Source organism: Bacteroides sp. OM05-10AA, assembly GCF_003439055.1.
Lineage (GTDB): Bacteria > Bacteroidota > Bacteroidia > Bacteroidales > Bacteroidaceae > Bacteroides > Bacteroides intestinigallinarum.
Window position 1 is genome coordinate 91,035 of the sequence record NZ_QSUR01000019.1, and the last position, 23,951, is coordinate 114,985.

Below are 23,951 nucleotides of genomic sequence, written 5' to 3' on the forward strand. Positions count from 1 at the left end.
TAACTCAAAATTGAAAAAACAATGAACTTACGAATATTTATAGAACGCCCCGTGCTCTCCGCCGTCCTTTCCATTGTGATTGTAGTGGTGGGGATTATCGGGTTATTCACCCTACCCGTGGAGCAATATCCTGATATTGCCCCGCCTACTGTTCAGGTGTACACTGCATACGACGGTGCCAGTGCTGAAACGGTGCAGAAGAGTGTCATCGCTCCGTTGGAGGAAGCCATCAATGGTGTGGAAGACATGACTTATATGACTTCCAGTGCTTCCAATGCCGGTTCAGCCGAAATAACTATTTACTTTAAGCAAGGTACCAATCCGGACATGGCCGCTGTCAATGTACAGAACCGTGTGTCAAAAGCTGCCGGACAACTTCCTGCGGAAGTGACCCGTGTGGGTGTCAGTGTCAACAAGCGACAGAACGGTATGCTCCAGATATTTACCTTGCATAGTCCCGATAGCTCATTAGACGAGAACTTTCTCTCGAACTATATCAATATTAACTTGAAACCTGCCATCTTGCGTATTTCCGGAGTGGGAGATGTGCAGGTGATGGGTGGTGTCTATTCCATGCGCGTATGGCTTAAACCTGATGTCATGGCACAGTACAAGCTGATTCCTTCCGACGTGACTGCTGCACTGGCCTCACAAAACATTGAAGCTGCAACAGGCTCCATTGGTGAGAATTCCAAGGAAGCTAAAGCGTATACCATGAAATACCGCGGTCGATTGATGACTCCCGAAGAATTTGGAGAGATCGTGATCCGCAGCACTAAGAATGGTGAGGTACTTCGTTTAAAAGAGATTGCCAACATCAGTCTCGGACAAGAATCGTATTCTTATCAAGGTAGTTTCAATGGTAAACCCGGTGTGTCATGTATGGTTTATCAGACTGCCGGTTCTAATGCCACAGAGATTAATCGTGAGATTGACGCTTTTCTGGCAGACGCTTCCAAACGTCTCCCCAAAGGGGCGGAAATAACCCAGCTGATGAGTACTAACGAATTTCTCTTCGCCTCTATCCATGAGGTATTGAAGACACTGATTGAAGCGATTCTGCTGGTAATCCTTGTGGTATATGTTTTCTTACAGGATATTCGTTCTACACTTATTCCGCTGGTGGGTATTTTTGTTTCTCTTATCGGAACTTTCGCTTTCATGGCGTTGGTAGGATTCAGTATCAATTTGATTACGCTTTTCGCATTAGTGCTGGTCATTGGTACAGTGGTGGATGATGCCATTATTGTGGTCGAGGCAGTGCAATCCAAGTTCGATTCCGGCTACCGTTCGCCCTATATGGCCAGTGTGGATGCAATGAAAGGACTGTCGGGTGCTATCGTTACCACTTCACTGGTGTTTATGGCGGTATTTATTCCGGTGTCTTTCATGAGTGGGACTTCGGGTACATTCTATACGCAGTTCGGTCTGACAATGGCTGTGGCGGTAGGTATTTCTACCATCAATGCATTGACATTAAGTCCTGCCCTCTGCGCCTTGATTCTGCGACCCTATACCAATGAGGACGGCACACAGAAGCAAAACTTCGCAGCCCGTTTCCGCCGTGCGTTCAACACTGCGTTCGAATCATTGTCAGAGCGGTATAAAAAAGGAGTTCTCTTCTTTATCCGTCGCAAATGGTTGACAGGTGCCTTTGTTGCCGGGACAGTCGTAATCCTTGCCTTGTTGATGAACAGCACCAAAACAGGCCTTGTGCCCGATGAAGATCAGGGACTGGTGTTTGTTGCCGTATCCACTGCGCCGGGTAACTCACTCTATGCTACCGATGGCATTATGAACCGTGTAGAAGAACGTATTCAGCAAATCCCACAGGTGAAACAGGTACTCAAAGTGACCGGTTGGTCAATGGGTGGTGCGGGTAATTCTTCCGGTATTTTCTTTGTTCGCCTTACTCCGTGGGATGAACGACCGGAGGAAGAAGATCACGTGCAGGCAGTAATCGGACAGATTTATGCTCGTACCGGAGATATCAAGGATGCCACAGTTTTTGCCATGGCTCCGGGTATGATACCTGGTTATGATATGGGTAATGCGCTCGATATCCAAATGCAGGACAAGGCCGGAGGTGATCTCACCGAGTTTTTCGGCATCACCCGCCAGTTTATCGACTCGTTGAATCAGCGGCCTGAACTGGCAATGGCTTTTTCATCTTTCGAAATCAACTATCCCCAGTGGCAGGTCGATGTGGATGCTGCTAAGTGTCTGCGTGCCGGAATCATGCCTGATGAGGTACTTTCTACCTTGGGGGGATATTATGGAGGTAGCTATGTCAGTAACTTTAACCGCTTTTCGCGCGTCTATCGTGTGATGGTGCAAGCTGATCCGAATTATCGTTTGGATGAGGCTTCGCTCAACCGTCATTTTGTTCGCTTGAGCAATGGAGAGATGGCACCGTTGAGTCAGTTCGTCACACTGACCAAAGTATATGGAGCCGAGAGCCTGAACCGTTTTAATATGTATAACTCCATTGCACTCAATGCCATGCCTGCCGAAGGGTACAGTTCGGGTGAAGCCATCCGTGCCGTACAGGAAACTGCTGCCCGTGTGCTTCCCGCCAACTATGATTTCGATTTTGGCGGACTGGCGCGAGAGGAGAGCAATCAGAGTAATACCACCATCGTGATCTTTGCTATCTGCCTATTGATGGTTTATCTGCTATTGAGTGCGCTTTATGAGAGTTTCTTCGTTCCGTTTGCCGTCCTGCTTAGTGTTCCGGCCGGATTGATGGGTAGCTTCCTCTTTGCCAAATTGCTTGGATTGGAAAATAATATCTATCTGCAAACGGGACTTATCATGCTTATCGGTCTGTTGGCAAAAACAGCTATTCTGCTCACCGAATATGCTACCGAGCGCCGTCGTGCCGGTATGAGCCTGACGTCTGCTGCGCTTATTGCTGCTAAAGATCGTTTGCGTCCTATTCTTATGACAGCGCTGACTATGATTTTCGGTATGGTACCTCTGATGTTAGCATCTGGCGTAGGAGCCAACGGAAACAGTTCACTCGGTACGGGTGTGGTAGGCGGTATGCTGGTGGGTACATTGGCACTGTTATTCATTGTGCCGGCTATGTTTATTGTCTTCCAGGCAATACAGGAGAAAGTGCGACCGATACAGTTTGATGCCACTGTTGCCGACTGGCAGATAAAGGAAGAGGTGGAGAAAGCCGATGAAGAAAGAAAACAATATTTGGAGAATAAGAAGAAATGAAAAGAAATATCATCACCCTTGCCATAACGACGCTCATGCTGAGTAGTTGCGGCATCTATACAAAATATCAACTGGCAACGACCGTCCCCGAAGATCTTTTTGGGGCGGCGGAAACGGTTTCTGATACAATTCATAATATTGCCAAGTTGAATTGGCGTCAATTGTTCGTCGATTCTCATCTGCAATTCCTCATTGAGCAGGGGTTGCGGAATAACATAGATTTACAGTCCGCTCACTGGCGAGTGGAAGAAGCCCGTGCTTCGCTTAGTTCGGCCCGCCTGGCTTATCTGCCCTCATTCGCTTTTTCACCGCAGGGCACTGTAAGTAGTTTCGATAAGGGGAAAGCTGGACAGAGCTATTCCCTGCCTATTACTTCCTCTTGGGAAATTGATATCTTCGGTCGGCTGACGAATGCCAACCGTCGTGCTAAAGCTCTTTATATTCAAAGTCAGGAATATGAACTCGCTGTTAAGACGCAGTTGATAGCCAATCTGGCGAATACCTATTACACACTTTTAATGCTGGATGCTCAATTGGCCATCTCCGAGGAAACAGAAGTAAAATGGAAAGAAAGTGTACGCGTTATGCAAGCTTTGAAGAATGCCGGTCAAGGTAACGAAGCAGGTTTGGCACAAACCGAAGCCACCTACTATTCCATCTGTACCACTGTTTTGGATCTAAAGGAACAAATCAGGCAGGCGGAAAACAGTCTTTGTCTGATGCTGGGAGAAACTCCGCAATTTATCCGTCGTGGCACACTGGACGGACAGGTTTTGCCACAGGATTTATCCGTAGGTATCCCTTTACAACTTCTTGCTAATCGTCCTGATGTCAGATCATCAGAATTGGCTTTAGCGCAAGCCTTTTACACGACTAATGAGGCACGCTCTGCCTTTTATCCATCCATCACCCTCAGCGGTTCTGCCGGGTGGACAAATGGAGTAGGTGAGGTGGTTATGAATCCGGGTAAGTTGTTGCTGTCAGCTGTTGGCTCCCTAACGCAGCCCTTATTTAATAAGGGGCAGAATATAGCCCGTCTAAAAATAGCTAAAGCGCAACAGGAAGAAGCGAAGTTGTCTTTCACGCAGACCCTACTCAATGCCGGTGCTGAAGTGAACAACGCTTTGAAGCAAAATCAAACGGCCCGGGATAAGTCCGATCTTTACCAGCGTCAGATTTCTTCTCTACAAACGGCTGTTACCAGCACACAGCTGCTTATGCAACATGGAAATTCCACTTATCTTGAAGTCCTCACCGCCCAGCAAACTCTACTGACAGCACAGTTGACACAAGTGAGTAACCGATTTCAGGAGATACAAGGAATAATCAATCTGTATCAGGCACTAGGAGGAGGTAGGGAAGAGTAATGGAAATAATTGAATGACACTCATATCCTGCTGAATATTTATAATGTGGAGAAACAATAAATAATGTAAAAAAGCAGATTTTCTTTTCATCGTAGAATTAACTTTCAAACTTTTGTGAGGTCTAACATACATTACTCACTTAATATGATATTTAGAATTATGAGAAAGCAAATTTTAAGTTTGGCAGTTGCACTATTGATTGGCTCAACTGTATGTATGGCTCAAAATCATCAGAAAGGAAAAGCTGATAGAGAGAAACGCATAGAAAAAATGGTTACCGATTTGGGACTGAATGAAAAGCAGGCCAAAGATTTTAAAGCTGCAATGGAAGAGATGAAACCTGCAAAAAATAAATCGGATGAAAAACCTTCACGAGAAGAAATGCAAAAGAAAAAGAAGGAAGTCGATGCTAAAATAAAAAGCATTCTGACCGATGAACAATATAAGAAGTATCAGGATATGCGTAAGAAGGATAACGCTAAGAAAAAGAAAAAAGCAAAATAAGTACTGTGAATTTAAGCTAAACTTATCATATGGATGATTATAAAAGATTGTCTGTTATGAGGCTATGTTTATTTCCTGTTCTTTCATAAATATTTATTTAATCTACATTTTAGTTTTCGTTCTACTAAAGTTGGATGTATGTTCTCTATTTAAGGTGAAAACATATATTCAACTTAGGTGGAGCGATTTTTTTATGAGATAATGAAGAATATGAAGTTAAAGAGAAACTACAAGCAAAAAAGTAACGGTAGTTATATCTATCTAATAGTGGACAGTATCAAATAAGCTCTAAAGAGGTGTCCTTATCCTTCTTTAGAGCATTCATATATAGGGATAGGGTGGCATCTATTTAATTTGCTCAGGAACCTGATCGGAAAATAACGTAATAAAACGCCCTTCCTTATTAAAAAGTGCGTATAGGGTCACTTGATTGTCATCTGTCATTCCATAGCCATCTTCATCCGCCCAGTATCTTCCGTCAGGCTGTACTGTCCAACTGAATACGGCTCTATCATCAACAAATGGATAGATAAAACTAGCGAATCTGTTTTCTTTAATGACATGCTCCATCGTGATATCTTTTTCCCATTTCCCATGAGCCAGTCCTGGGAAATTCACGAATTGTTGATTGCGAAGTATTTCTGCGCAAAAAGATGGATCGTCGTGTTTACGGAGTTCAACATTATGGCAGCAAAAACCGCCCATTCCGTTGCTTCCCTCTTCAGTCACGATATAGAAGCCGTCTCCCATTTCTTTTATATTCTTATTCATAACCATCTAAAATGATGAGATTAATAATTCTTGTTTTTAGCTGTTTTCTAATATAGATGAAGTATCAGTCTGTAATCTATCAATAGAAAAGTTTTTTATCTGCAGTGTTAGATTTACTTCTTACTCTTCATCTATATCAATATAAATGGTGAAGAGACAAAGATTGATATTTCATAAAGAGATAAATATCTTTTAAGGGTAATGAAAATAATACATGAAACAATGAAAACATTAAAGAAAATTACATTTGGGCGAGTTCTTGGTCTTATTGCAGTGTTATGTTTATGCTGGGTAAGTATTCTTGTGAGTGTTGAATTTTACGCAGCGCGTAAGAGTTCCGAATATCAGGGTGATGTCTATAGTAGCATGTACGATATGTCGGGTAAATGCGGAGTAATAGACAAGAAGGGAACTGTTATTCATAATGAAGCGGTTGATTTGTATTGAGTGTAGTTGTTTGGGAGCAGAAAATATAAAAAAATAGAAGTATATTATGGAAACGAATAATCGTAGTCAACGGGAAAAAATATTGAGAAATTTTATTTCAGGCAGTGAATTTGCTGCTATACGGATTTCTTCTGTAGTCGGGGATCAGAACGATATCTTTTTATGTACGACTGCAACAGGAAATTTACAATTAATTCGTTTAGGAGAGATCGGGTATTTTCGCTATAATTCAAAAGGAAGACAATGGGAAGCCATGTTGTATGATGGGCATGTTTTAAAACTGAAAAGGAGTGTAAACTCACAAATGATATTAAACTATCATCCTTTTTTGACACAAATCAGTCAATCTTTTATTTTGAATATAAGTTATTTGGTGCTGATAAAGGAGAATAATTGTGTCTTGCTTCCTCCCTTTAACGCTGTGGAAAATTTACAGATTACTCCTCCTTTTTTGAGGAAGCTCAAAGAAAAATATCCGAGTTTCTGAGTATAAATAGTAGTAGCAAATAAAAAATGCAGGATAAACACTTTTTTAAGAAGTATAATCCTGCTTTTTGTCCATTTGAATATATTTGTTCATTTGGATACTTTCTGTGCGTTTTTTAATAACGTATATTTGTATCGTATGCAATGAATGTGGTAAATTGAAATATGAACTATGGCTATTTAGATAAAGCCGAAAAGCACTCACAACAATAAAGTAATAAAACTATAGATATTAGTAACCATGATTAAAGCAACAGATTTTATCCATCCTGAGGATGCAGCTGCATTGAGGCAGTTGGAAAGTATTCCCGGATTCCCGACCCTAGTGAAAAAGTTAATGTCAATGGGATTGGAACAACTGCAATATGGCGTTAATATGGCATCTGCAATTCGTTTATCACCGAGTCAATTGCCGAAACTGTACAACCGTCTGCCACCGATTTGTAAGAAGTTGGGTATTGAGCAACCGGAGTTTTATCTTTCTATGGATCCTAATCCTAATGCATGGACCTTTGGAGATACAAAGATTTTTATAACTATCACTTCCGGCTTGGTTGATATGATGACCGAAGAGGAGTTGGATGCAGTGATTGCCCATGAATGTGGGCATATCCTTTGTCATCATGTCTTGTATCATTCTATAGCTCATTATGTGATGGATGGTCTGGATTCTCTGGGCGTTTTGGGAAGTTTGGGAGTTCCCCTCCAATATGCGATTTTGTATTGGGAACGTAAGAGTGAGTTGTCTTGTGACAGAGCTGCCAGTATCGTGACTACTCCGGCCATAGTGGCAAGCACGATGGCCCGTCTATCTGGAGGTCCGACTTCTATAACAAAGAATATTGATCTGGAGGAGTGGGCAAAACAGGCAGACCAATATGAGGCTATTCGTAATGACGGATTATGGAATAAAACATTGCAAGTCGCAGCTATAATGAATCAGAATCATCCGTTCTCGGCCGTACGGGTTAAGGAAATCTTGAAATGGGGGAAAAGTTCCCAATATAAGACTATCGTAGATCATCTTTCGGCAGATAAATCAGGCAAGACATGTTCGAATTGCAAGCAATCGATAGCGGATGAATGGACTTATTGCAAGTATTGTGGAAATAAACTTTAAATATAATAGCTTATGTTTTTTAATGAACAGGGAATGTTGAATTTAGACGAGGCGGTCATGAATCAGCCCACATTCAAGAAGATTATGGAAGATGGTATAGTTACTGAACAGGAGATCAAGGAGCAGGCTGAAAGAATTGTTTCTATATTGAAATCTATGGAAAAGAACTATACGGAAGAGCAACAGCGTGAAATTAAAGAACTGCTTGTTGAAGCTGGTGTGTTATTTACAACGAGTCAATATCATGCATTACAGTCATTACACTTTTAAAAAATAGAATTATGGGAACATTTGCAACAAAAAAGATACTTCAAGGTAATCCTTCTTTGATTCCTGTTATTGCTGAACAAATAAAAACAGAATTTGCGGCTGAGCAGTTTGAGGTACAAATAGATAATTTATTAAGTGGTGGTGTTGATATTTCTATATCAAAGGGCGGTTTATTTAAAGCTGTACTTGGTTTGAAGTCTGCATTGAAAGTCAGCTTGATACCTAAAGACAATGCAATAGCGTTTGAAGCTGGGATAGGGATCTTTGGGCAACAAGCTATTCCTACTATCATTTCTATGCTATTCTTCTGGCCGGTACTTATCACGCAAATTTGGGGGATGGTGCAACAGTCCAAACTTGATGATAAGGCACTCGAAATAGCTGAAGAGGTACTAAGAAATCGGAATTCTTTTACAACTCTGGATTTGGATATTAACGGTATGGTATTCTGTACGAATTGCGGATATCGGAATATCAAAGGTGCAAAGTTTTGTTCGGAATGTGGGCAGGCATTGTAAGGAGTTAAAAGCGATGGTTTTATTAAGCCATCGCTTTTACTATCTTCATAGTATTGAGAGTTATAGCGCAGGTTCATACACAGAAGGGAATAGATTACAAACATCCTGTCTCTATAGAGTCAAATAATAGAGCTTTTATCTTTTTAAAGAAAGCTTGTACTATGTATAATAACCCACTTATTGTTCAAATCTTCCATTCATATTCTTCACAGGAAAATAAGTCTATATCCAACAGCTGTTTGTTGTGAACCAACACCTAGGAAACGCTGTCTCACAATCCTTCACAATGAAGACTGTAAAACATCTTTCGGCACTTCTATTATCATGCATAAGCCGTTACTATGTCAAAGAATGATTGGAACCAATTGATACAGCTGACTGGTGTTGGCTAGGTAGCTGACTCTAGTCGGCTATATGGACAACTATTGTTGACTACACGGACAACTTTAGTCGACCATCTATCGATACGCCAAATGCCTGATGAAAAGGTAGCTTCAAGCAACATCGAATGCTGGGAAATGTGTATTCTGTGAAGGGTGTGAAATTGTAGAATAGTACGATTGTTCACAGGAAGTTTTTATAAATAAACAGTTTAGCATTCTGTGAAGAATGTGAATAGAAGAATTGAATAATAAAACAATAGAATGGTAAATTTCCATTTAGTCCCTTTCCGTGTAATTTTATTCTAATTCGATTATAGATTCGCATATCTAATAATTAAATTGAGATATTGATAGATTCTTGATCCTTATGTACTCTCTTATATAAAACGAATAAGAACCGACTAAATAACTAAGGATATGAGTGCATTAAATGTAGGACAACAGATTCATGATTTTCGAGTAGATGCATTCTTGAAATCAATGTACGGATATGAGCAAACTTATCTGGCTACCAGTGTACAGGAAGAGCATAAGAAAGTTTTGTTGAAATTGTATGATGTGATGGAATTTCCATCCAGGCAATTGTCAGAAGGTGGTACTTTAATGGAGGGGAATATCCGAAACGAAATGTATCATTGGTTTGCCCCTATACATTTGTATGATACTGTATTATTGGATGGGAAAGAATACCATTGCTTGGTTCGTGAATATATAGAAAGCAAGCGTCTCTCCGATTTATTGGCTGAAGGAAAACGTTACTCTTGGGATGAGGCAATGCCCATTATTCACCAAGTGTTGAATGGATTGTCTTGTCTGCATCGGCAAGAACGGGCAATTATCCATAATGATATGACGCCTCGTAACATATTGCTTTATGAAAGTAGAGAACACGAGACCAAAGTATATATCATTGGTACCGGACATTTATCTTATCGAAGAAGTGGAGTAGCCTCTTTCCCTACCGATGACTTGAATCCATGGTATCGTGCACCGGAAACTTATACGGGGATGTATGATGAACAGTCTGATTTATTTTCCGTAGGTGCCTTGTTGTATGAGATGCTGACAGGAAAAGCTCCTTGGCAGACAGAACTGCCGGATTGTTCCTGCGATACCAGGCTTTATAAGAAAATAGTCAAAAAAGCTCGTGAAGCAGAACTCCTGTTCCCGGAAGAATTGATGCTAACCGATGAACAGCAAAACACGCTGAAAAAAGTACTGGCATTGGATTATGAAAAAAGATATTATAATGTGGAAGCCTTTAAAAAAGGGATTGACGGAGAGATAGCGGTCGTTGAAAAGACGTCCCCGATACCAGTAGAGCACGAAAACGCCTCTTCTTGGGATGAAAAGATAAAAAAGCAGACAGGAAACGGATTTGCAGATGTGGCCGGAATGGAGGAGGTGAAACAGATATTCTATAAGGATATATTGTTCTTGCTCAAGAATAAAGAGAAAGTAGAAAGATACAAACTGAAAATACCGAATGGTGCATTACTGTATGGTCCTCCGGGATGCGGAAAGACATATATTGCAGAGAAATTCGCTCAAGAGTCCGGTTTGAATTTCATGATGGTAAAAGCGTCCGATCTTGGTTCTATCTATATTCATGGCACGCAAGGTAAGATAGCCGAATTATTTGATGAAGCTGAAAAGAAGGCACCGACTGTGATTTGCTTCGATGAATTTGATGCAATGGTACCAGACCGCTCGAGGATGGATAATATAGGGCAATCCGGAGAAGTAAATGAATTTTTAAGCCAACTCAACAACTGTGCGGAAAGAGGAATATTTGTGATAGGAACTTCCAACCGTCCCGACAGGATTGACCCGGCTGTGCTTCGTACCGGTAGAATAGATAAGCTAATCTATATTCCATTGCCCGATAAGGAAGCTAGAAAATCGTTGTTTGTCTTTCAACTGAGAGATAGATGGTGTGAGGAAACTATCGATTGCGAAATATTAGCAGATAAGACTGCGGGGTATGTAGCCAGTGATATCACGTTTATAGTTAATGAAACGGCGTTGACAGCAGCCATGAAAGATATTCCAATTTCACAGGAACTCTTGATGGATGAAATAGGAAAGGCCAGACAATCTGTGAATAAGGAGCAGATCGAAGTTTACGAGTCTATGTATGCCAGACTGGAATCGGGCAGGATAGAGGAACGGAGGAGGATTGGTTTTGCTGCCTATAAATAAAATGTTCAACTTAAGTAATTAGAATGATGAAAACAGTAGAAAAAGTTTTTGAAGCGCTGAAAAATGAAGGCTTAGTTCCTGTAATGGAAAACTTTGGCATCTCGTTTAAATTCCAGATGACAAACTATGTTTATATGGAGGACGAAAATGATGAAAGTTTCTTCAATCTGTTGATTCCGAATATCTATGATGTGAGTGAAGAAAATGAACTGGAAGTGTTGCGTGCTATCAACAATGTCAACAATTCGATGAAAGTTGCCAAACTCGTTATCAGTAACGATAGTGTGTGGGTATGTTTTGAGAATTTGTTGGATAAAGAACACAAGATGGAAGATCTGGTTCCGGTCGCCGTTTCAACATTGTACCAGGCCCGGCAACGCTTCTATGCTGCTTTGAAAGAAGAATAGAAATGTTATGAAACGAAATGATAGCCCGGATTTTGTAGGTTTGGAAGAATTGAAGCGCAAACAACGGGAACAACTTTATAACTTTGAATGCTGGGCTGCATCAGGTAAATGGAATGAATTCCACCGTCATCATTATGATTGGTGGATGTTTCCATATAACCAGCCAAGTTCGTATGGGGAAGCCTATACGGTCTATGATTATGAAGTCAATCTATTGAAAAAGGATTCGATTTTTGTACGTCGTTATCTGCGCGGAGTGGAATTACTTCTGTTATCGTGGGGATGGAAATTGAAAGATCACAAGATGGTGGATAATCCGGATCTTTTTCAGGATTGGGCGGACTGGCCTATTCGTTTGTATAAATGCGCTTCTTCTTTGTTATTATTTGGTTTTGAAAAAGAATTTGAATCGGTACGTACGTATGCTTTGCGCCTGATATCCGAAGAAAAGAATTTTTGGTATGATGGAAAAGATTGTTCGGAACTTTTTCGTATGGAGATCCTGAATATGAGTGAGCTTTCTGAATTCTAGTTTTAAACTCAATTACTTGGATAGCTCACTTAGATTTTTTACTTTTGCTTTTATAATTGAACTCCTGATTTCTTCTAAAACCAAGAGACTCTTTTAAAAGATTGGTAATAACCTTTGTAAAGTATGAGTGAACATGAACGATGAAAAAGCCTACCAGTTTGGTAAGTCAAGATTGATAATCAAATTCGGAGATCTTACTTCGGCAGTGACGGATGTTATTGTTAGTTCTGATGATGCTTATCTTTCAATGGGTGGAGGAGTTTCTGCATCTATCCTTAGAGCAGGTGGAGATGTGATAGCGAGAGATGCCCGGAAAAACGTTCCTTGCCAGATGGGGGATGTGATAGTTACATCAGCAGGGAAGTTGGAAGCAAAATATGTGTTCCATGCGATAACGATAGACTGGTCTCAAAAAGACGAATTTACAGTAGAGAAATCCATTAACAGTATTATTAAAAAGAGCTTGAATGTATTGTCCGTTCTGGGATTGAAGAGCATTGCTTTTCCTGCAATAGGTACTGGAGCTGCGCGATATAGCCTGGAAGACGTTGCTCACTTTATGTCAATGGCTATTTCAGAGTTCCTGTCCAACTCCGATGAAGAATTAGAAATTTATATCTATCTGATGGATCGTTATGGCAGGAGGACAGCGATTGATTATATTGTTTTCTTCGAGCAATTTTATCGTAGAATGTTCACTTCGGGGGTTGATATAGCCGAAGTGAATCCGGCTGAAACAGAAGTCCATGCCAAACAGTGGGATACGAAATCAATGCGGTTGAATCATTTGAATAGTTATCTGATAAAACTCGAAGAGCAGCGAATGAACTTCGAGATGAAACTTATCGAGGCCATTGAGAAAAATGATAATGAACAGATCAAGACATTGCACTATCAACTCGATGAGAACAATAAAATCAGATACTCGTGCATGCGAGAGATAAAAGAGGTGGAATGTACGGATGCGCTTAATAGCAGTTTTAAATCGGTTTTCCTGAGTTCAACATTTGAAGACATGAAAGAATATCGTAAGGCAATCATTGATCGGATTATAAAGCGCAGGATGGTTCCGATTTGCATGGAAAATTGGGGCGCTAATGCCAATAAAGTCACTTCTGTGATAACAGATGAAGTGAAAAAAGCAGATATTTATCTTGGTATATTCGGAACACGATATGGATATGTCGATGAGAATACTAATATGTCGATGACCGAGATAGAGTATAGGGAAGCACTGGCCTCCAATAAACCCATATTGGTCTACATTGCCAAAAATGCGAAAGACGATATAACAACAGGAGACAACAGTCAGAAAATGTTGGAGTTGTTGACTGAAATTGAGAAAGAGCGAATCGTTTACTATTTTAATTCCATCGATCAGCTCGGAGAACAGGTCTTTGCAGACTTGGAACGATATATTAAATAGTAGTGACAAACCTCGTTTCATCGAACACATTTGCTTCAGAATACCATAAAAGCAACCCTGCTGTACTTCAATGTCTTTGTCCGAACCCTGATAACCTCAAACGAATTATTCATAAATTTTATCCAAAAGAAGAGAAAAGAATAAAATAAACAAGAGACCTCGTAACAACCTATCCATAAAAAGATTATATTTATTGCAGCGAGAGAGCACTTTAAGTAATGCTTAAGAGGAAAAACGAAAAGTAGTATATATACTATATATTTTCTATTATTAATTACTTAAACACATTTTTTATGGAAGCCAAGAAATCAAAAAAGGCTGCAATTGAGAATCAACGGGGTTCTTGGTTGTTGATGGGTTTGGTTGTTGCGCTAGCCTTCATGTTCGTTTCGTTCGAATGGACACAACATGATGTCAGAGTTGCAGCACTATCACCAGATGATGAATCCATCTTTGTAACAGAGCTAGTTCCAATCACATTCCCAGACGAGAAACTGGAACCGCCTCCTCCTCCCGAAACTAAGGTAACAGAATTGTTCGAAATAGTGGAAAACAATATGGAGGTGACGGATAACGTTTCTACAGTGTCAGAGGATATGAATGCAGTTCGTGACGTTATTTGGATACCCCCAGTGGTAGAAACAGAAACGGTAGTTGAAGACATTATTCACGTAAGTGTTGAAGTCATGCCGGAGTTTATTGGAGGTACAGCTGCTTTAATGAAATATTTAAGTAGTAATATCAAATATCCAACGATTTCGCAGGAAACAGGTTCACAAGGAAAAGTCATTGTTCAGTTTGTTGTAGACAAAGACGGAACGATTTCCAATCCTGAAGTTGTGCGAGGGGTTGATCCTTATTTGGATAAAGAAGCTATCCGCGTGATAAGTTCTATGCCGAAATGGACTCCCGGAGTGCAAAATGGTAAGAAAGTTCGAGTGAAATTTACTGTACCGGTATCATTCAGACTACAGTAGTAACTTGGAATAAATGAGTATGAGGGTCGGTTCTTTATGGGAACCGACCCTTTTTCAATAAAAAAATATATCTTTGTCGGGAGAATAAAAATACGAATGATTGTTTTATGAATCTTCTACTCTGTATAAAAAGACCTTTTATCTGGCTTTCCCGCTTTCGTTATCGTTGCGGATATGGCGTACATTCCCCTTTTGCTTTTAGCCTGATTACCGATGTGATTTATGAGAAGATGCCTTACTATTCCTATTCTTCTTTGAAAAAAGAACAAAAAAAGATGATAAGAGAGCGTGGGTGGACTAAAGGTTCTCAAAAGGTAAACCGTTTCCTGTTCCGGTTGGTGAACAAAGTGCAGCCTGCTACGATTATAGAAGTTGGGCGTCCTTCGTCCACAACCCTCTACTTACAATCTGCTAAACCATCGGCTTCCTACCTCTTTGCTTCCGACTTGTCGGAACTGTTTCTGGATGCAGACACTTCAGTCGACTTTCTGTATCTGAATGACTACCGGAATCCCGATTTACTGGAAGAAGTCTTCCGGGTTTGTGCACATCGCACCACTCCTAAAAGTGTATTTGTAGTCCATGGCATCTGCTATTCCAAAGAGATGAAAGCACTTTGGAAAAAGCTGCAGGCTGATGAAAGAGTAGGCATCACCTTCGACCTCTACGACGTCGGTTTACTATTTTTTGATAAAACGAAGATAAAACAGCAGTATATTGTCAACTTCTAAGAACCTTTGTACGTTTACCTTATAATAACTGTAAAGAGAAGATTATGAAAAAGAGCCTTGTATATACAAAGACCGGAGATAAAGGAACTACCAGTCTTGTCGGCGGAAGTCGCGTTCCAAAGACCCATATCCGTCTGGAAGCTTACGGAACTGTGGATGAACTAAATTCTCATTTAGGATGGTTGAACACCTATCTGCAGGATGAATCAGATCGTGATTTCATCTTGAGCATTCAGCATAAGCTATTTGCCATCGGTTCACACCTGGCCACCGACCAGGAAAAAACGCAACTGAAACCAGCCAGCATCATAACTCCCGAAAACGTGGAGAATATTGAGCGGGAGATTGATAAGCTGGACGAACAACTGCCCGAACTTTGCGCTTTCATCATTCCCGGCGGAAGTCGTGGAGCAGCCGTTTGCCATGTTTGCCGTACTATTTGCAGGAGAGCTGAAAGGCGTATTCTGACTTTGTCCGAAACTTGTACAATTTCTCCCGAAGTATTAGCATTTGTCAACAGATTATCAGATTATTTGTTTGTATTATCCCGAAAAATTAATTTTGATGAGCAAAATAATGAAATATTTTGGGATAATAGTTGGAAATGATAGATTTTATTATACTTTTGCCGAAAAATAGAAAACGAGACAAATTTAGTATTCATTTTAAATACTCAAGATTATGTATTGGACATTGGAACTAGCATCAAAACTTGAAGATGCTCCCTGGCCGGCAACCAAGGACGAATTGATTGATTATGCCATGCGTTCGGGTGCTCCTCTTGAAGTTATTGAGAATCTCCAAGAGATGGAAGATGAGGGCGAAATCTATGAGAGTATCGAAGATATTTGGCCGGATTATCCTAGTAAGGAGGATTTCTTCTTTAACGAGGAAGAGTATTGATTTAAAAAGACCGAACATATAAGAATGCCCGATAACCTTTGCAAGAAGGCTATCGGGCATTTTTTATTGTCAGCTCGGTTTCTTGCTTTAGGATTAGAATACAGGCATCTGCCAGATAAATCCTACAGAAATACGGTTAGTACTGTAATTCTCCTGTCCCAGCACCTTGGCGCGGGAAGTGAAATCATACGAACGTCCCACGTAGGTAACAAAGAAGTGCAGATTGGTTTCCATCGGGTAATATTCGATACCGCCCAGATATCCCCAGGAAGTACGGTAATTTCCCTTCTCTATTCCCTCGGACGCCTTGCCTACGGAAGCCGTCTCATACATACCCTTCACAAAAACATTCCATTTCGGAAGAAAGCGGTAATTACATTTGGCAACAACCGAAAGATAGTTCGCATCAAAAGCATTATGTCCGCCCGGACGACCTACGATACTGGTAATAATTCCTTTGCGGTCAATATCCTCTTTTGAATACATGAAATCGACAAAAGCATTCCATTTTCCAAGATTCAACTCGTTACCTAAAGCATAATAATACATATTGTGACTTTTTGCCTCGTTCATGACCGAAGCCGACCAACGGGTTTTAAATACATTATTGAAATTACCGTTCCAGTTCAATGTATAAACCAGTGGCATTTTGCCCGATTTCAGATCGGGGAGATTGCCTTCGGCATCCTCTGTGATTCCGTAAGTATTATCGAAAGAACTGTTACGGCTGTTCAATATTTGCAGGTTAAGTTGCTGTTCGGGAGTAATGTTATAACCCACATTCAATCCGGTCATGAAATTACTCATGTAATCAATCATATCACTGTATTGATAGATGTCGATCGGATTCAGGTCGAACTCGATACCACCGTATGCGGCACATTGCTTTCCTGCAAAAAGACTAAACTGGTCATTCAGCTTGATGCCGATTCCGGCATAGTCGATAGAAGTCGGGAGATTATCAATCATGCCGTTTGCATCGTTCGAGCGGTTGAGGCGCTGACGATAGCGGTAAGACAGCCAGTTGTTGATATTTCCTTTGGCTTCGATACGAAGTTGGTGCATATTAAAGTCACCCTCCTGAAAACCATTCTGGAAATGAGCGTCAAAGCTCCCTTGCATATTCAGATAAAGATTGAATTTATCTGTTTTCTTTTTCACGTCTGTCAGCTCTTCAAACAGGGGAGTGTTCGGATTGAATTTCTCCTTTTTCTCTGCTTTTTGAGCATATACTCCCTGTATGCTGCCCGCGAGGAGCAGCATGAATATCCATTTTTTCATAAGTAAGTCAGGTTTTTAGTATTCGTTGAAATATTGCTGAATCTGTTTCCAGTCTGTAGTTTTTGTTAGTGCAAGCATTAACAAAACACGAGATTTCTGCGGGTTCAGTTCCTGCGAAGCCACAAACTGATATTTGGCGTCGTCCACCTCTGCATCCAGTGTGGTAGGTCCGGTCGGGACACGGGAAGAACGAACGACAAGAATACCTTTTTGGCGGGCATCCGTCAGTACCGGGAAGATGTTCTGGTGAATATTTCCGTTTCCTACTCCTGCGTGGATGATGCCTTTGTACCCGTTGCTAAGCATCGGAGTTACCATATCGGCCTCAATGTTGGAATAGCTGTACACGATACCTACTTTAGGAAGCGCGTTCAGATGAGTGACATCAAAAACGGACTGGGTAGTATGTTTCTTTAGCGTTACTTGGTTGTAGAACACTTTTCCGTTCAGTACATAACCCAGTGCGCCGGAGTTGGGAGCCTGGAAAGTTTGTACATCGACCGTATTCATTTTAACCGTGCTCTGCGCTCCGAGGATCAGGCCGTTCATGGCAACCAATACCCCTTTGTCTTTCGATTCTTTTGCGGCTGCGGTAACAACGGCATTGTAAAGGTTCAACGGGCCGTCGGCGCTTAGAGCGGTAGACGGACGCATGGCGCCTACTAATACCACCGGTTTGTTACTCTTGACAGTCAGATTCAGGAAGTAAGCAGTTTCCTCCATGGTGTCTGTTCCGTGAGTAATCACGATGCCGTCAATGTCCGGGCGTTTCAGTAGTTCATTGATTTTCTTGGCAAGCGTCAACCAAACCTGGTCGTTCATGTCCTGCGAACCGATTTTGACAATCTGTTCTCCGGTTACGTTGGCGATGTCTTTAATTTCGGGCACAGCATCGAGCAGTGCGCCGATGGCAACTTGTCCTGCCGTATAGCTGGTTCCGGTAGCCGAGCTTCCCGTACCCGCAATGGTTCCTCCCGTAGCAAGAATATGAATATTCGGTTTTGCGGCGAATGCCATAGTTACGGAAAACAGTAGTGTGACTACTACCAGTCCAAAGCTTTTGAATTGTTTCATAACTGAATGATGTTTAGGTTAATAATATGAATTTATTAGAATATTTGTATAAAAAGCAAACCTAGTGCAATAGCCACAACGGTCGATACCAGACCGGGCATCATGAACGAATGATTCAACACATATTTGCCGATTTTTGTTGTCCCGGTACGGTCGAAATTAATCGCAGCCACCACGGTAGGATAATTCGGGATAAAGAAATATCCGTTCACGGCCGGGAATAAAGCGATCAGCATATAAGGAGAAATCCCCAACGCAATACCCAGAGGGACGAGTGCCCGTACAGTAGCAGCCTGGCTATACAGCAGGATAGACATCACAAACAGGGCGACACCGAACAGCCACGGCATTTGTTGCACAATTCCCTGAATAGAGAGAGTCAACTGTCCCATATTTCCCTGAAGAAAGGTATCTCCCATCCAGGCAATACCGAAGATGGCAATCACCGCCTGCATACCTGCCGGAAATACAGAACCTTGCGTTGCCTTGATCCCGTCCGTCTTCGTTACTAACAGGATAATTGCGGCAGCCGACAACATCACGATCTCGATGATAGAAGACATTCCCAAGGTGACAATTTCCCCATCAATCAGGAAACTGGGGCGCATTCCTTCAAAAGAACCGAAAAGCACGATAAAAGCAGTTGCCAATATAAAGATGATAACGGAAATCATTGCCGAACGTTTGTTCTTGACACTTTTAATCTCCACCTTTTTATTGTTGAATAAACCTTCTTTCAATCTTTTCTGATATTCGGGATCTTCCACCAGTTCCTTACCGATTCTCATGGAAAACAAAGCGCCTACCAACACTCCGATGATGGTGGCGGGAATCGTAATTTTGAGAATGTCGAACAAGGTAATGTCGAATCCGGCTAAAAGTCCGAGAAGTGCCACGGTAGCGGCAGAGATCGGACTTGCCGTAATGGCCTGCTGGGAAGCGATGACGGCGATACCCAACGGACGTTCCGGACGGATTTTTGTTTCGGTGGCAACCTCTGCAATTACCGGCAGTACGGAATAAGCCACATGTCCGGTTCCGGCTACAAAAGTAAAGAGGTAAGTCACCAGCGGACTAAGCAGAGTGACGTGTGAAGGATTTTTACGAAGCAAATGTTCTGCCAGTTTCACCATATAGTCCAGACCTCCGGCTGCCTGCATACAGGAAGCGGCAGAGATTACGGCGGCAATCATTAACATAACGTCGATGGGGGGAGCAGTGGGTTGTAAACCAAAAACGAACGTGAGTATAGCTAACCCTACACCTCCCATTACGCCCAGTCCGATACCTCCCAGGCGTGCGCCAATAATAATGGCTGTCAGAACAAATGCTAATTGTAATATCATAGATTGCTGTTTTAAATTCAAAAACAAAGATAAGCGATTCTTCTCTTTGTATTTTCTTTTTCTTCTATTTACAACAAAAAAGTCTTTGAATAGTTTTTGCATATTTATTAAAACAATAACATCGCTGGTTGGTTATTATAAGAACTAACGAAAACGTTATTATTATAAAACAACCGATATGGAACAAAATTTATCAAAAAAAACTCGTACAGAGAGTGACCTGATAGGTAGTCGTGAAGTGCCGGAAAGTGCACTCTATGGAGTACAGACACTCCGTGGTATCGAAAACTTTCGCATCAGCAAGTTTCATTTGAATGAATATCCTTTATTCATTCAGGCATTGGCTATTACCAAGATGGGAGCCGCCGTTGCCAACCGTGAACTGGACTTATTAACTGAAGAACAAGCGGATGCTATCATGAGAGCCTGTAAAGAAATACTCGAAGGAAAGCATCATGAGCAGTTCCCCGTAGATATGATTCAGGGAGGAGCCGGTACGACCACCAACATGAACGCCAATGAAGTGATTGCTAACCGGGCTTTGGAACTGATGGGGCATCAGCGGGGAGAATATCAATTCTGTTCGCCTAACGACCACGTCAACCGTTCACAATCTACCAACGATGCTTATCCTACAGCCATTCACATTGGACTGTATTATACTCATCTGAAATTGGTTAAGCATTTGGAGGTTCTGATCGAGTCTTTCCGGAAGAAAGCGAATGAGTTTGCGCATATCATCAAAATGGGGCGTACCCAACTGGAAGATGCCGTACCGATGACGCTTGGGCAAACCTTTAATGGCTTTGCAAGTATTCTGTCGCATGAAGTGAAGAATCTCGATTTCGCCGCACAGGATTTTCTGGCAGTCAATATGGGAGCAACGGCCATCGGAACAGGAATCACCGCCGAACCGGAATATGCGGAGAAGTGCATTGCCGCTTTGCGCAAGATTACGGGATTGGATATCAAACTTGCAGACGATTTGGTAGGAGCCACTTCGGATACTTCCTGCATGGTAGGCTATTCGGGAGCGATGAGGCGTGTTGCTGTTAAAATGAATAAGATATGTAATGACTTGCGGTTGCTGGCTTCCGGTCCGCGTTGCGGATTGGGAGAAATCAATCTGCCGGCAATGCAGCCGGGCTCTTCCATCATGCCGGGAAAAGTGAATCCGGTGATCCCTGAAGTGATGAACCAGGTGGCCTACAAGGTAATAGGAAATGACCTTTGTGTGGCCATGAGCGGTGAAGCAGCTCAAATGGAACTGAATGCAATGGAGCCGGTAATGGCACAATGCTGTTTCGAGTCTGCCGATCTGTTGATGAATGGTTTCGACACTTTACGCACGTTATGCATCGACGGCATTACGGCTAATGAAGAAAAATGCAGGAGAGATGTGCATAACAGTATCGGAGTAGTGACAGCCCTGAATCCGGTGATCGGATATAAGAACTCTACCAAAATAGCCAAAGAAGCATTGGAAACCGGGAAGGGAGTTTATGAACTTGTTTTGGAGCATAACATTCTTTCCAAAGAAGACTTGGATACTATCTTAAAACCGGAGAATATGATTAAACCGGTGAAGTTGGACATTCACCCGAATCGTTGATTGATATATAGTAAGTGGAGATTGGTTTAAGATGAGAAATCGCCGGGCAGATCATTGATCTGTTCCGGCGATTTTTGATTATTTATTACTTTGACTTTATACGGGAATAATTGCTAATTTATCCGGCGAAATGGTTATTGTTTATTACTTCGAAAGCGACGAACTTTGCAATATCATTCATTGTTAACCTAATAAGCAAGTATTGAACCCATTAAAAGTTATATAGATATGAATACATTTGATGTTATTATTATCGGTTTCGGTAAGGGAGGAAAGACCCTTGCGGCAGAGTTTGCAAAACGTGGGCGGAAAGTCGCCATTGTTGAACGTTCTGATAAAATGTATGGAGGAACGTGTATCAATATCGGCTGTATTCCGACAAAGACGTTGGTTCATCAGGCTAAAATTGCTTCCGGTATGAAAGACTCCACATTTGAAGAAAGAAGTGCGTTTTATCGCAATGCTATTGCTGTGAAGGAGTCTGTGACAAGTGCGTTGAGAGGCAAGAATTACCATAATCTGGCGGATCATCCTAATGTAACAGTTTATACAGGTGTAGGTTCTTTTGTATCTGCCGATGTGGTTTCTGTCCGTACATCTACTGAAGAAATATGGCTGACATCAAAGCAAATAATTATCAACACCGGAGCGGAAACAATAATTCCGCCTATTGAAGGAGTTGCGGACAATTCTTTGGTTTATACTAGTACTTCAATCATGGAATTGACCGATCTTCCCCGTCGGCTGGTTATTGTTGGCGGTGGTTATATTGGCTTAGAGTTTGCGTCTATGTATGCTTCGTTCGGTTCGCAGGTGACGGTGCTTGAGAGTTATCCGGAACTGATTGCTCGTGAAGACCGTGATATTGCTGCAAGTGTAAAAGAAACATTGGAGAAAAAGGGCATTGTTTTTCGGATGAACGCGAAGGTACAATCTGTGAAGCATGTTGAAAATAGGGCTGTCGTTGTCTTTTCTGACTCACAAACTGGTGAAGTGTTCGAACTTGAGGCTGATGCTGTTTTGTTGGCTACGGGGCGCAGACCCAATACGAAAGATCTGAATCTGGAAGTTGCCGGAGTGGAGACGGATGCACGTGGAGCGATCATTGTGGATGAATATCTGAAGACAACTAATCCGAATATACGTGCCGTGGGTGATGTGAAAGGTGGTTTGCAGTTCACCTATATTTCATTGGATGATTATCGGATTATCCGCGAAGATTTGTTTGGAGATAAGGAGCGGAAAACAAGTGACCGTAATCCGGTTGCTTACTCCGTATTTATTGATCCTCCGTTGGCGCGTATCGGATTGAATGAGGATGAGGCTCGTAAGCAGAATTTGGATGTGATTATCAAGAAATTGCCTGTTATGGCGATACCGAGAGCGAAGACATTGGGAGAGACGGACGGTTTGCTGAAAGCTGTCATAGATAAGAATACGGGAAAAATAGTAGGTTGTATGCTGTTTGCGCCTGATGCCAGCGAAGTCATCAATATAGTTGCTATGGCAATGAAAACAGGTCAGGATTATACTTTCCTGCGTGATTTCATCTTTACTCATCCCAGCATGAGCGAAGCGTTGAATGATTTGTTCTCATAAAGTAGTAAGAATACCTCTTTCTAGTTGCATACGCTGTGTGGGGACCATCCTGATTTCACTTGTCAGGTAAGTTGTGTTTTTCCCGTGATTACTGGTTGGCTAATTTCCGGTCAGTGGCAGCTTGAATTTGTTTAGAGGCTTGAAACAATCTGTTTAGAGGTGTGAAACAATCTGTTCGCAGGCTTGAAACTAAAGTTTCCCCTATGGGGGAACGATGGTTTCCCTACGGGGAAAATGTAGTTTCCTTACGGGGAAACTATAGTCTCTCACCGGGAAACAGTTAGTATCATTACATGAAACTTTAATTCGTCCTATTGGAAACTGTAACTTTCCTAATGGATAAGCCATTTGCAACCTTATATGGCATGATTCTTTCATCTGTATCTATACGCTCGTTTCACCTGTTGTTTCAGATGACATTAAACCATTGATCAGGTATTATCACACCATTTTTCATGTGTTAATACCTGATTTTTCAATTATTAATGGCTGAAGTCTAAAGTGTTAATACTTGGGGTGATAGCTGTTAATACTTCTTGTGAAAACAATTAATGCTCTGTATATCAGATGATAACGTCTCGCCGTAGGTGCAGATTAGTGGAAGCGTTTACGTGACGGTAGTGAGGGTAGAAAGTTACCCTCACCCTACTACCGCACTTACCCTCACACGTTGTAACCACGATGAATAAAGGAATTGAGCGAAGGTGTGAGAGTGTGAGGGTAAAAACTGCTATAACTTTTATTTGTGAGAAATATTTCGATAATCA

The 23,951-nt window shown here is 41.6% G+C and carries 22 protein-coding genes; 18 read left to right on the plus strand and 4 right to left on the minus strand.

Features of this window, described 5'->3' with window-relative positions:
* Window positions 1–21 precede the first annotated feature (21 nt).
* The 3 genes from DXB58_RS15690 (at window position 22) to DXB58_RS15700 (ending at window position 5,099) form a co-directional block, all read left to right on the plus strand.
* A complete protein-coding gene (locus tag DXB58_RS15690; protein ID WP_122137462.1) occupies window positions 22–3,228 on the plus strand; it encodes an efflux RND transporter permease subunit in 3,207 nt (1,068 codons plus the stop codon).
* Window positions 3,225–4,595, plus strand: coding sequence for a TolC family protein (locus DXB58_RS15695; protein ID WP_122137463.1), 1,371 nt, complete (start codon window positions 3,225–3,227; stop codon window positions 4,593–4,595). The genes DXB58_RS15690 and DXB58_RS15695 overlap by 4 nt, the downstream gene beginning before the upstream one ends.
* Before the next feature lie 159 nt (window positions 4,596–4,754).
* Window positions 4,755–5,099, plus strand: coding sequence for a hypothetical protein (locus DXB58_RS15700; protein ID WP_009000942.1), 345 nt, complete (start codon window positions 4,755–4,757; stop codon window positions 5,097–5,099).
* Between the two features lie 345 nt (window positions 5,100–5,444).
* Here the strand turns inward: DXB58_RS15700 and DXB58_RS15705 are convergent, their stop codons facing one another.
* Window positions 5,445–5,870, minus strand: coding sequence for a hypothetical protein (locus tag DXB58_RS15705; protein WP_147338734.1), 426 nt, complete (start codon window positions 5,868–5,870; stop codon window positions 5,445–5,447).
* Between the two features lie 222 nt (window positions 5,871–6,092).
* Here DXB58_RS15705 and DXB58_RS15710 point away from each other — a divergent pair, with 222 nt between their 5' ends.
* The 13 genes from DXB58_RS15710 to DXB58_RS15770 all read left to right on the plus strand — a co-directional run bounded on the left by DXB58_RS15710 (window position 6,093) and on the right by DXB58_RS15770 (window position 16,272).
* Entirely contained in the window at window positions 6,093–6,317 is a 225-nt protein-coding gene (locus DXB58_RS15710; protein WP_032851817.1) for a hypothetical protein, read from the plus strand.
* 46 nt (window positions 6,318–6,363) lie between these two features.
* Window positions 6,364–6,804 carry a LytTR family transcriptional regulator gene (locus DXB58_RS15715; RefSeq protein WP_117936322.1) on the plus strand — a complete coding sequence of 147 codons (441 nt, stop codon included), beginning with the start codon at window positions 6,364–6,366 and terminating at the stop codon, window positions 6,802–6,804.
* Between the two features lie 240 nt (window positions 6,805–7,044).
* Window positions 7,045–7,923: a M48 family metallopeptidase gene (locus DXB58_RS15720; RefSeq protein WP_117936324.1), complete on the plus strand. Its 879-nt coding sequence runs from the start codon at window positions 7,045–7,047 to the stop codon at window positions 7,921–7,923.
* Window positions 7,924–7,956: 33 nt separating this feature from the next.
* Window positions 7,957–8,193 carry a hypothetical protein gene (locus DXB58_RS15725; RefSeq protein WP_233527311.1) on the plus strand — a complete coding sequence of 79 codons (237 nt, stop codon included), beginning with the start codon at window positions 7,957–7,959 and terminating at the stop codon, window positions 8,191–8,193.
* A gap of 11 nt (window positions 8,194–8,204) precedes the next feature.
* On the plus strand, window positions 8,205–8,711 hold the full coding sequence (locus tag DXB58_RS15730) for a zinc ribbon domain-containing protein (RefSeq protein ID WP_122137465.1): 507 nt from the start codon (window positions 8,205–8,207) through the stop codon (window positions 8,709–8,711).
* An 800-nt stretch (window positions 8,712–9,511) separates the two neighbouring features.
* Window positions 9,512–11,296 (plus strand): AAA family ATPase, encoded by a 1,785-nt coding sequence (locus tag DXB58_RS15735; RefSeq protein WP_122137466.1) that lies wholly within the window; start codon window positions 9,512–9,514, stop codon window positions 11,294–11,296.
* Between the two features lie 23 nt (window positions 11,297–11,319).
* On the plus strand, window positions 11,320–11,703 hold the full coding sequence (locus tag DXB58_RS15740) for a hypothetical protein (RefSeq protein WP_229065752.1): 384 nt from the start codon (window positions 11,320–11,322) through the stop codon (window positions 11,701–11,703).
* 7 nt (window positions 11,704–11,710) lie between these two features.
* Window positions 11,711–12,235 carry an opioid growth factor receptor-related protein gene (locus DXB58_RS15745; protein ID WP_117936332.1) on the plus strand — a complete coding sequence of 175 codons (525 nt, stop codon included), beginning with the start codon at window positions 11,711–11,713 and terminating at the stop codon, window positions 12,233–12,235.
* Between the two features lie 133 nt (window positions 12,236–12,368).
* Entirely contained in the window at window positions 12,369–13,661 is a 1,293-nt protein-coding gene (locus tag DXB58_RS15750; RefSeq protein WP_122137467.1) for a macro domain-containing protein, read from the plus strand.
* A 293-nt stretch (window positions 13,662–13,954) separates the two neighbouring features.
* On the plus strand, window positions 13,955–14,638 hold the full coding sequence (locus tag DXB58_RS15755; protein WP_008997801.1) for an energy transducer TonB: 684 nt from the start codon (window positions 13,955–13,957) through the stop codon (window positions 14,636–14,638).
* 107 nt (window positions 14,639–14,745) lie between these two features.
* Window positions 14,746–15,369 carry a hypothetical protein gene (locus tag DXB58_RS15760; protein ID WP_117936336.1) on the plus strand — a complete coding sequence of 208 codons (624 nt, stop codon included), beginning with the start codon at window positions 14,746–14,748 and terminating at the stop codon, window positions 15,367–15,369.
* 44 nt (window positions 15,370–15,413) lie between these two features.
* A complete protein-coding gene (locus DXB58_RS15765; protein ID WP_117936338.1) occupies window positions 15,414–15,977 on the plus strand; it encodes a cob(I)yrinic acid a,c-diamide adenosyltransferase in 564 nt (187 codons plus the stop codon).
* Between the two features lie 73 nt (window positions 15,978–16,050).
* On the plus strand, window positions 16,051–16,272 hold the full coding sequence (locus DXB58_RS15770) for a DUF2795 domain-containing protein (protein WP_002558131.1): 222 nt from the start codon (window positions 16,051–16,053) through the stop codon (window positions 16,270–16,272).
* Window positions 16,273–16,365: 93 nt separating this feature from the next.
* Here the strand turns inward: DXB58_RS15770 and DXB58_RS15775 are convergent, their stop codons facing one another.
* From DXB58_RS15775 to DXB58_RS15785, 3 genes are read right to left on the minus strand one after another with little or no spacing between them, the layout of a single operon-like run.
* Window positions 16,366–17,553, minus strand: a complete 1,188-nt coding sequence (locus DXB58_RS15775) for a porin (protein WP_008997810.1) — start codon at window positions 17,551–17,553, stop codon at window positions 16,366–16,368.
* Between the two features lie 15 nt (window positions 17,554–17,568).
* The gene (gene ansB / locus DXB58_RS15780) at window positions 17,569–18,627 is read right to left on the minus strand and encodes an L-asparaginase 2 (RefSeq protein WP_122137468.1); all 1,059 of its coding nucleotides are present in this window, start codon (window positions 18,625–18,627) and stop codon (window positions 17,569–17,571) included.
* A gap of 35 nt (window positions 18,628–18,662) precedes the next feature.
* Window positions 18,663–19,973, minus strand: a complete 1,311-nt coding sequence (locus DXB58_RS15785; RefSeq protein WP_004302365.1) for an anaerobic C4-dicarboxylate transporter family protein — start codon at window positions 19,971–19,973, stop codon at window positions 18,663–18,665.
* A gap of 178 nt (window positions 19,974–20,151) precedes the next feature.
* Between DXB58_RS15785 and aspA the strand changes: the two genes are divergently transcribed.
* The gene (gene aspA, locus DXB58_RS15790) at window positions 20,152–21,585 is read left to right on the plus strand and encodes an aspartate ammonia-lyase (RefSeq protein ID WP_122137469.1); all 1,434 of its coding nucleotides are present in this window, start codon (window positions 20,152–20,154) and stop codon (window positions 21,583–21,585) included.
* Between the two features lie 228 nt (window positions 21,586–21,813).
* Window positions 21,814–23,184: an FAD-dependent oxidoreductase gene (locus tag DXB58_RS15795; protein WP_117936343.1), complete on the plus strand. Its 1,371-nt coding sequence runs from the start codon at window positions 21,814–21,816 to the stop codon at window positions 23,182–23,184.
* Window positions 23,185–23,951 lie beyond the last annotated feature (767 nt).

Bases quoted from the DNA above. Each gene is read 5' to 3' on its own strand.
- DXB58_RS15690 (WP_122137462.1), top strand. From the start codon at position 22: ATGAACTTACGAATATTTATAGAACGCCCCGTGCTCTCCGCCGTCCTT.
- DXB58_RS15695 (WP_122137463.1), top strand. From the start codon at position 3,225: ATGAAAAGAAATATCATCACCCTTGCCATAACGACGCTCATGCTGAGT.
- DXB58_RS15700 (WP_009000942.1), top strand. From the start codon at position 4,755: ATGAGAAAGCAAATTTTAAGTTTGGCAGTTGCACTATTGATTGGCTCA.
- DXB58_RS15705 (WP_147338734.1), bottom strand. From the start codon at position 5,870: ATGAATAAGAATATAAAAGAAATGGGAGACGGCTTCTATATCGTGACT.
- DXB58_RS15710 (WP_032851817.1), top strand. From the start codon at position 6,093: ATGAAAACATTAAAGAAAATTACATTTGGGCGAGTTCTTGGTCTTATT.
- DXB58_RS15715 (WP_117936322.1), top strand. From the start codon at position 6,364: ATGGAAACGAATAATCGTAGTCAACGGGAAAAAATATTGAGAAATTTT.
- DXB58_RS15720 (WP_117936324.1), top strand. From the start codon at position 7,045: ATGATTAAAGCAACAGATTTTATCCATCCTGAGGATGCAGCTGCATTG.
- DXB58_RS15725 (WP_233527311.1), top strand. From the start codon at position 7,957: ATGTTGAATTTAGACGAGGCGGTCATGAATCAGCCCACATTCAAGAAG.
- DXB58_RS15730 (WP_122137465.1), top strand. From the start codon at position 8,205: ATGGGAACATTTGCAACAAAAAAGATACTTCAAGGTAATCCTTCTTTG.
- DXB58_RS15735 (WP_122137466.1), top strand. From the start codon at position 9,512: ATGAGTGCATTAAATGTAGGACAACAGATTCATGATTTTCGAGTAGAT.
- DXB58_RS15740 (WP_229065752.1), top strand. From the start codon at position 11,320: ATGATGAAAACAGTAGAAAAAGTTTTTGAAGCGCTGAAAAATGAAGGC.
- DXB58_RS15745 (WP_117936332.1), top strand. From the start codon at position 11,711: ATGAAACGAAATGATAGCCCGGATTTTGTAGGTTTGGAAGAATTGAAG.
- DXB58_RS15750 (WP_122137467.1), top strand. From the start codon at position 12,369: ATGAACGATGAAAAAGCCTACCAGTTTGGTAAGTCAAGATTGATAATC.
- DXB58_RS15755 (WP_008997801.1), top strand. From the start codon at position 13,955: ATGGAAGCCAAGAAATCAAAAAAGGCTGCAATTGAGAATCAACGGGGT.
- DXB58_RS15760 (WP_117936336.1), top strand. From the start codon at position 14,746: ATGAATCTTCTACTCTGTATAAAAAGACCTTTTATCTGGCTTTCCCGC.
- DXB58_RS15765 (WP_117936338.1), top strand. From the start codon at position 15,414: ATGAAAAAGAGCCTTGTATATACAAAGACCGGAGATAAAGGAACTACC.
- DXB58_RS15770 (WP_002558131.1), top strand. From the start codon at position 16,051: ATGTATTGGACATTGGAACTAGCATCAAAACTTGAAGATGCTCCCTGG.
- DXB58_RS15775 (WP_008997810.1), bottom strand. From the start codon at position 17,553: ATGAAAAAATGGATATTCATGCTGCTCCTCGCGGGCAGCATACAGGGA.
- ansB (WP_122137468.1), bottom strand. From the start codon at position 18,627: ATGAAACAATTCAAAAGCTTTGGACTGGTAGTAGTCACACTACTGTTT.
- DXB58_RS15785 (WP_004302365.1), bottom strand. From the start codon at position 19,973: ATGATATTACAATTAGCATTTGTTCTGACAGCCATTATTATTGGCGCA.
- aspA (WP_122137469.1), top strand. From the start codon at position 20,152: ATGGAACAAAATTTATCAAAAAAAACTCGTACAGAGAGTGACCTGATA.
- DXB58_RS15795 (WP_117936343.1), top strand. From the start codon at position 21,814: ATGAATACATTTGATGTTATTATTATCGGTTTCGGTAAGGGAGGAAAG.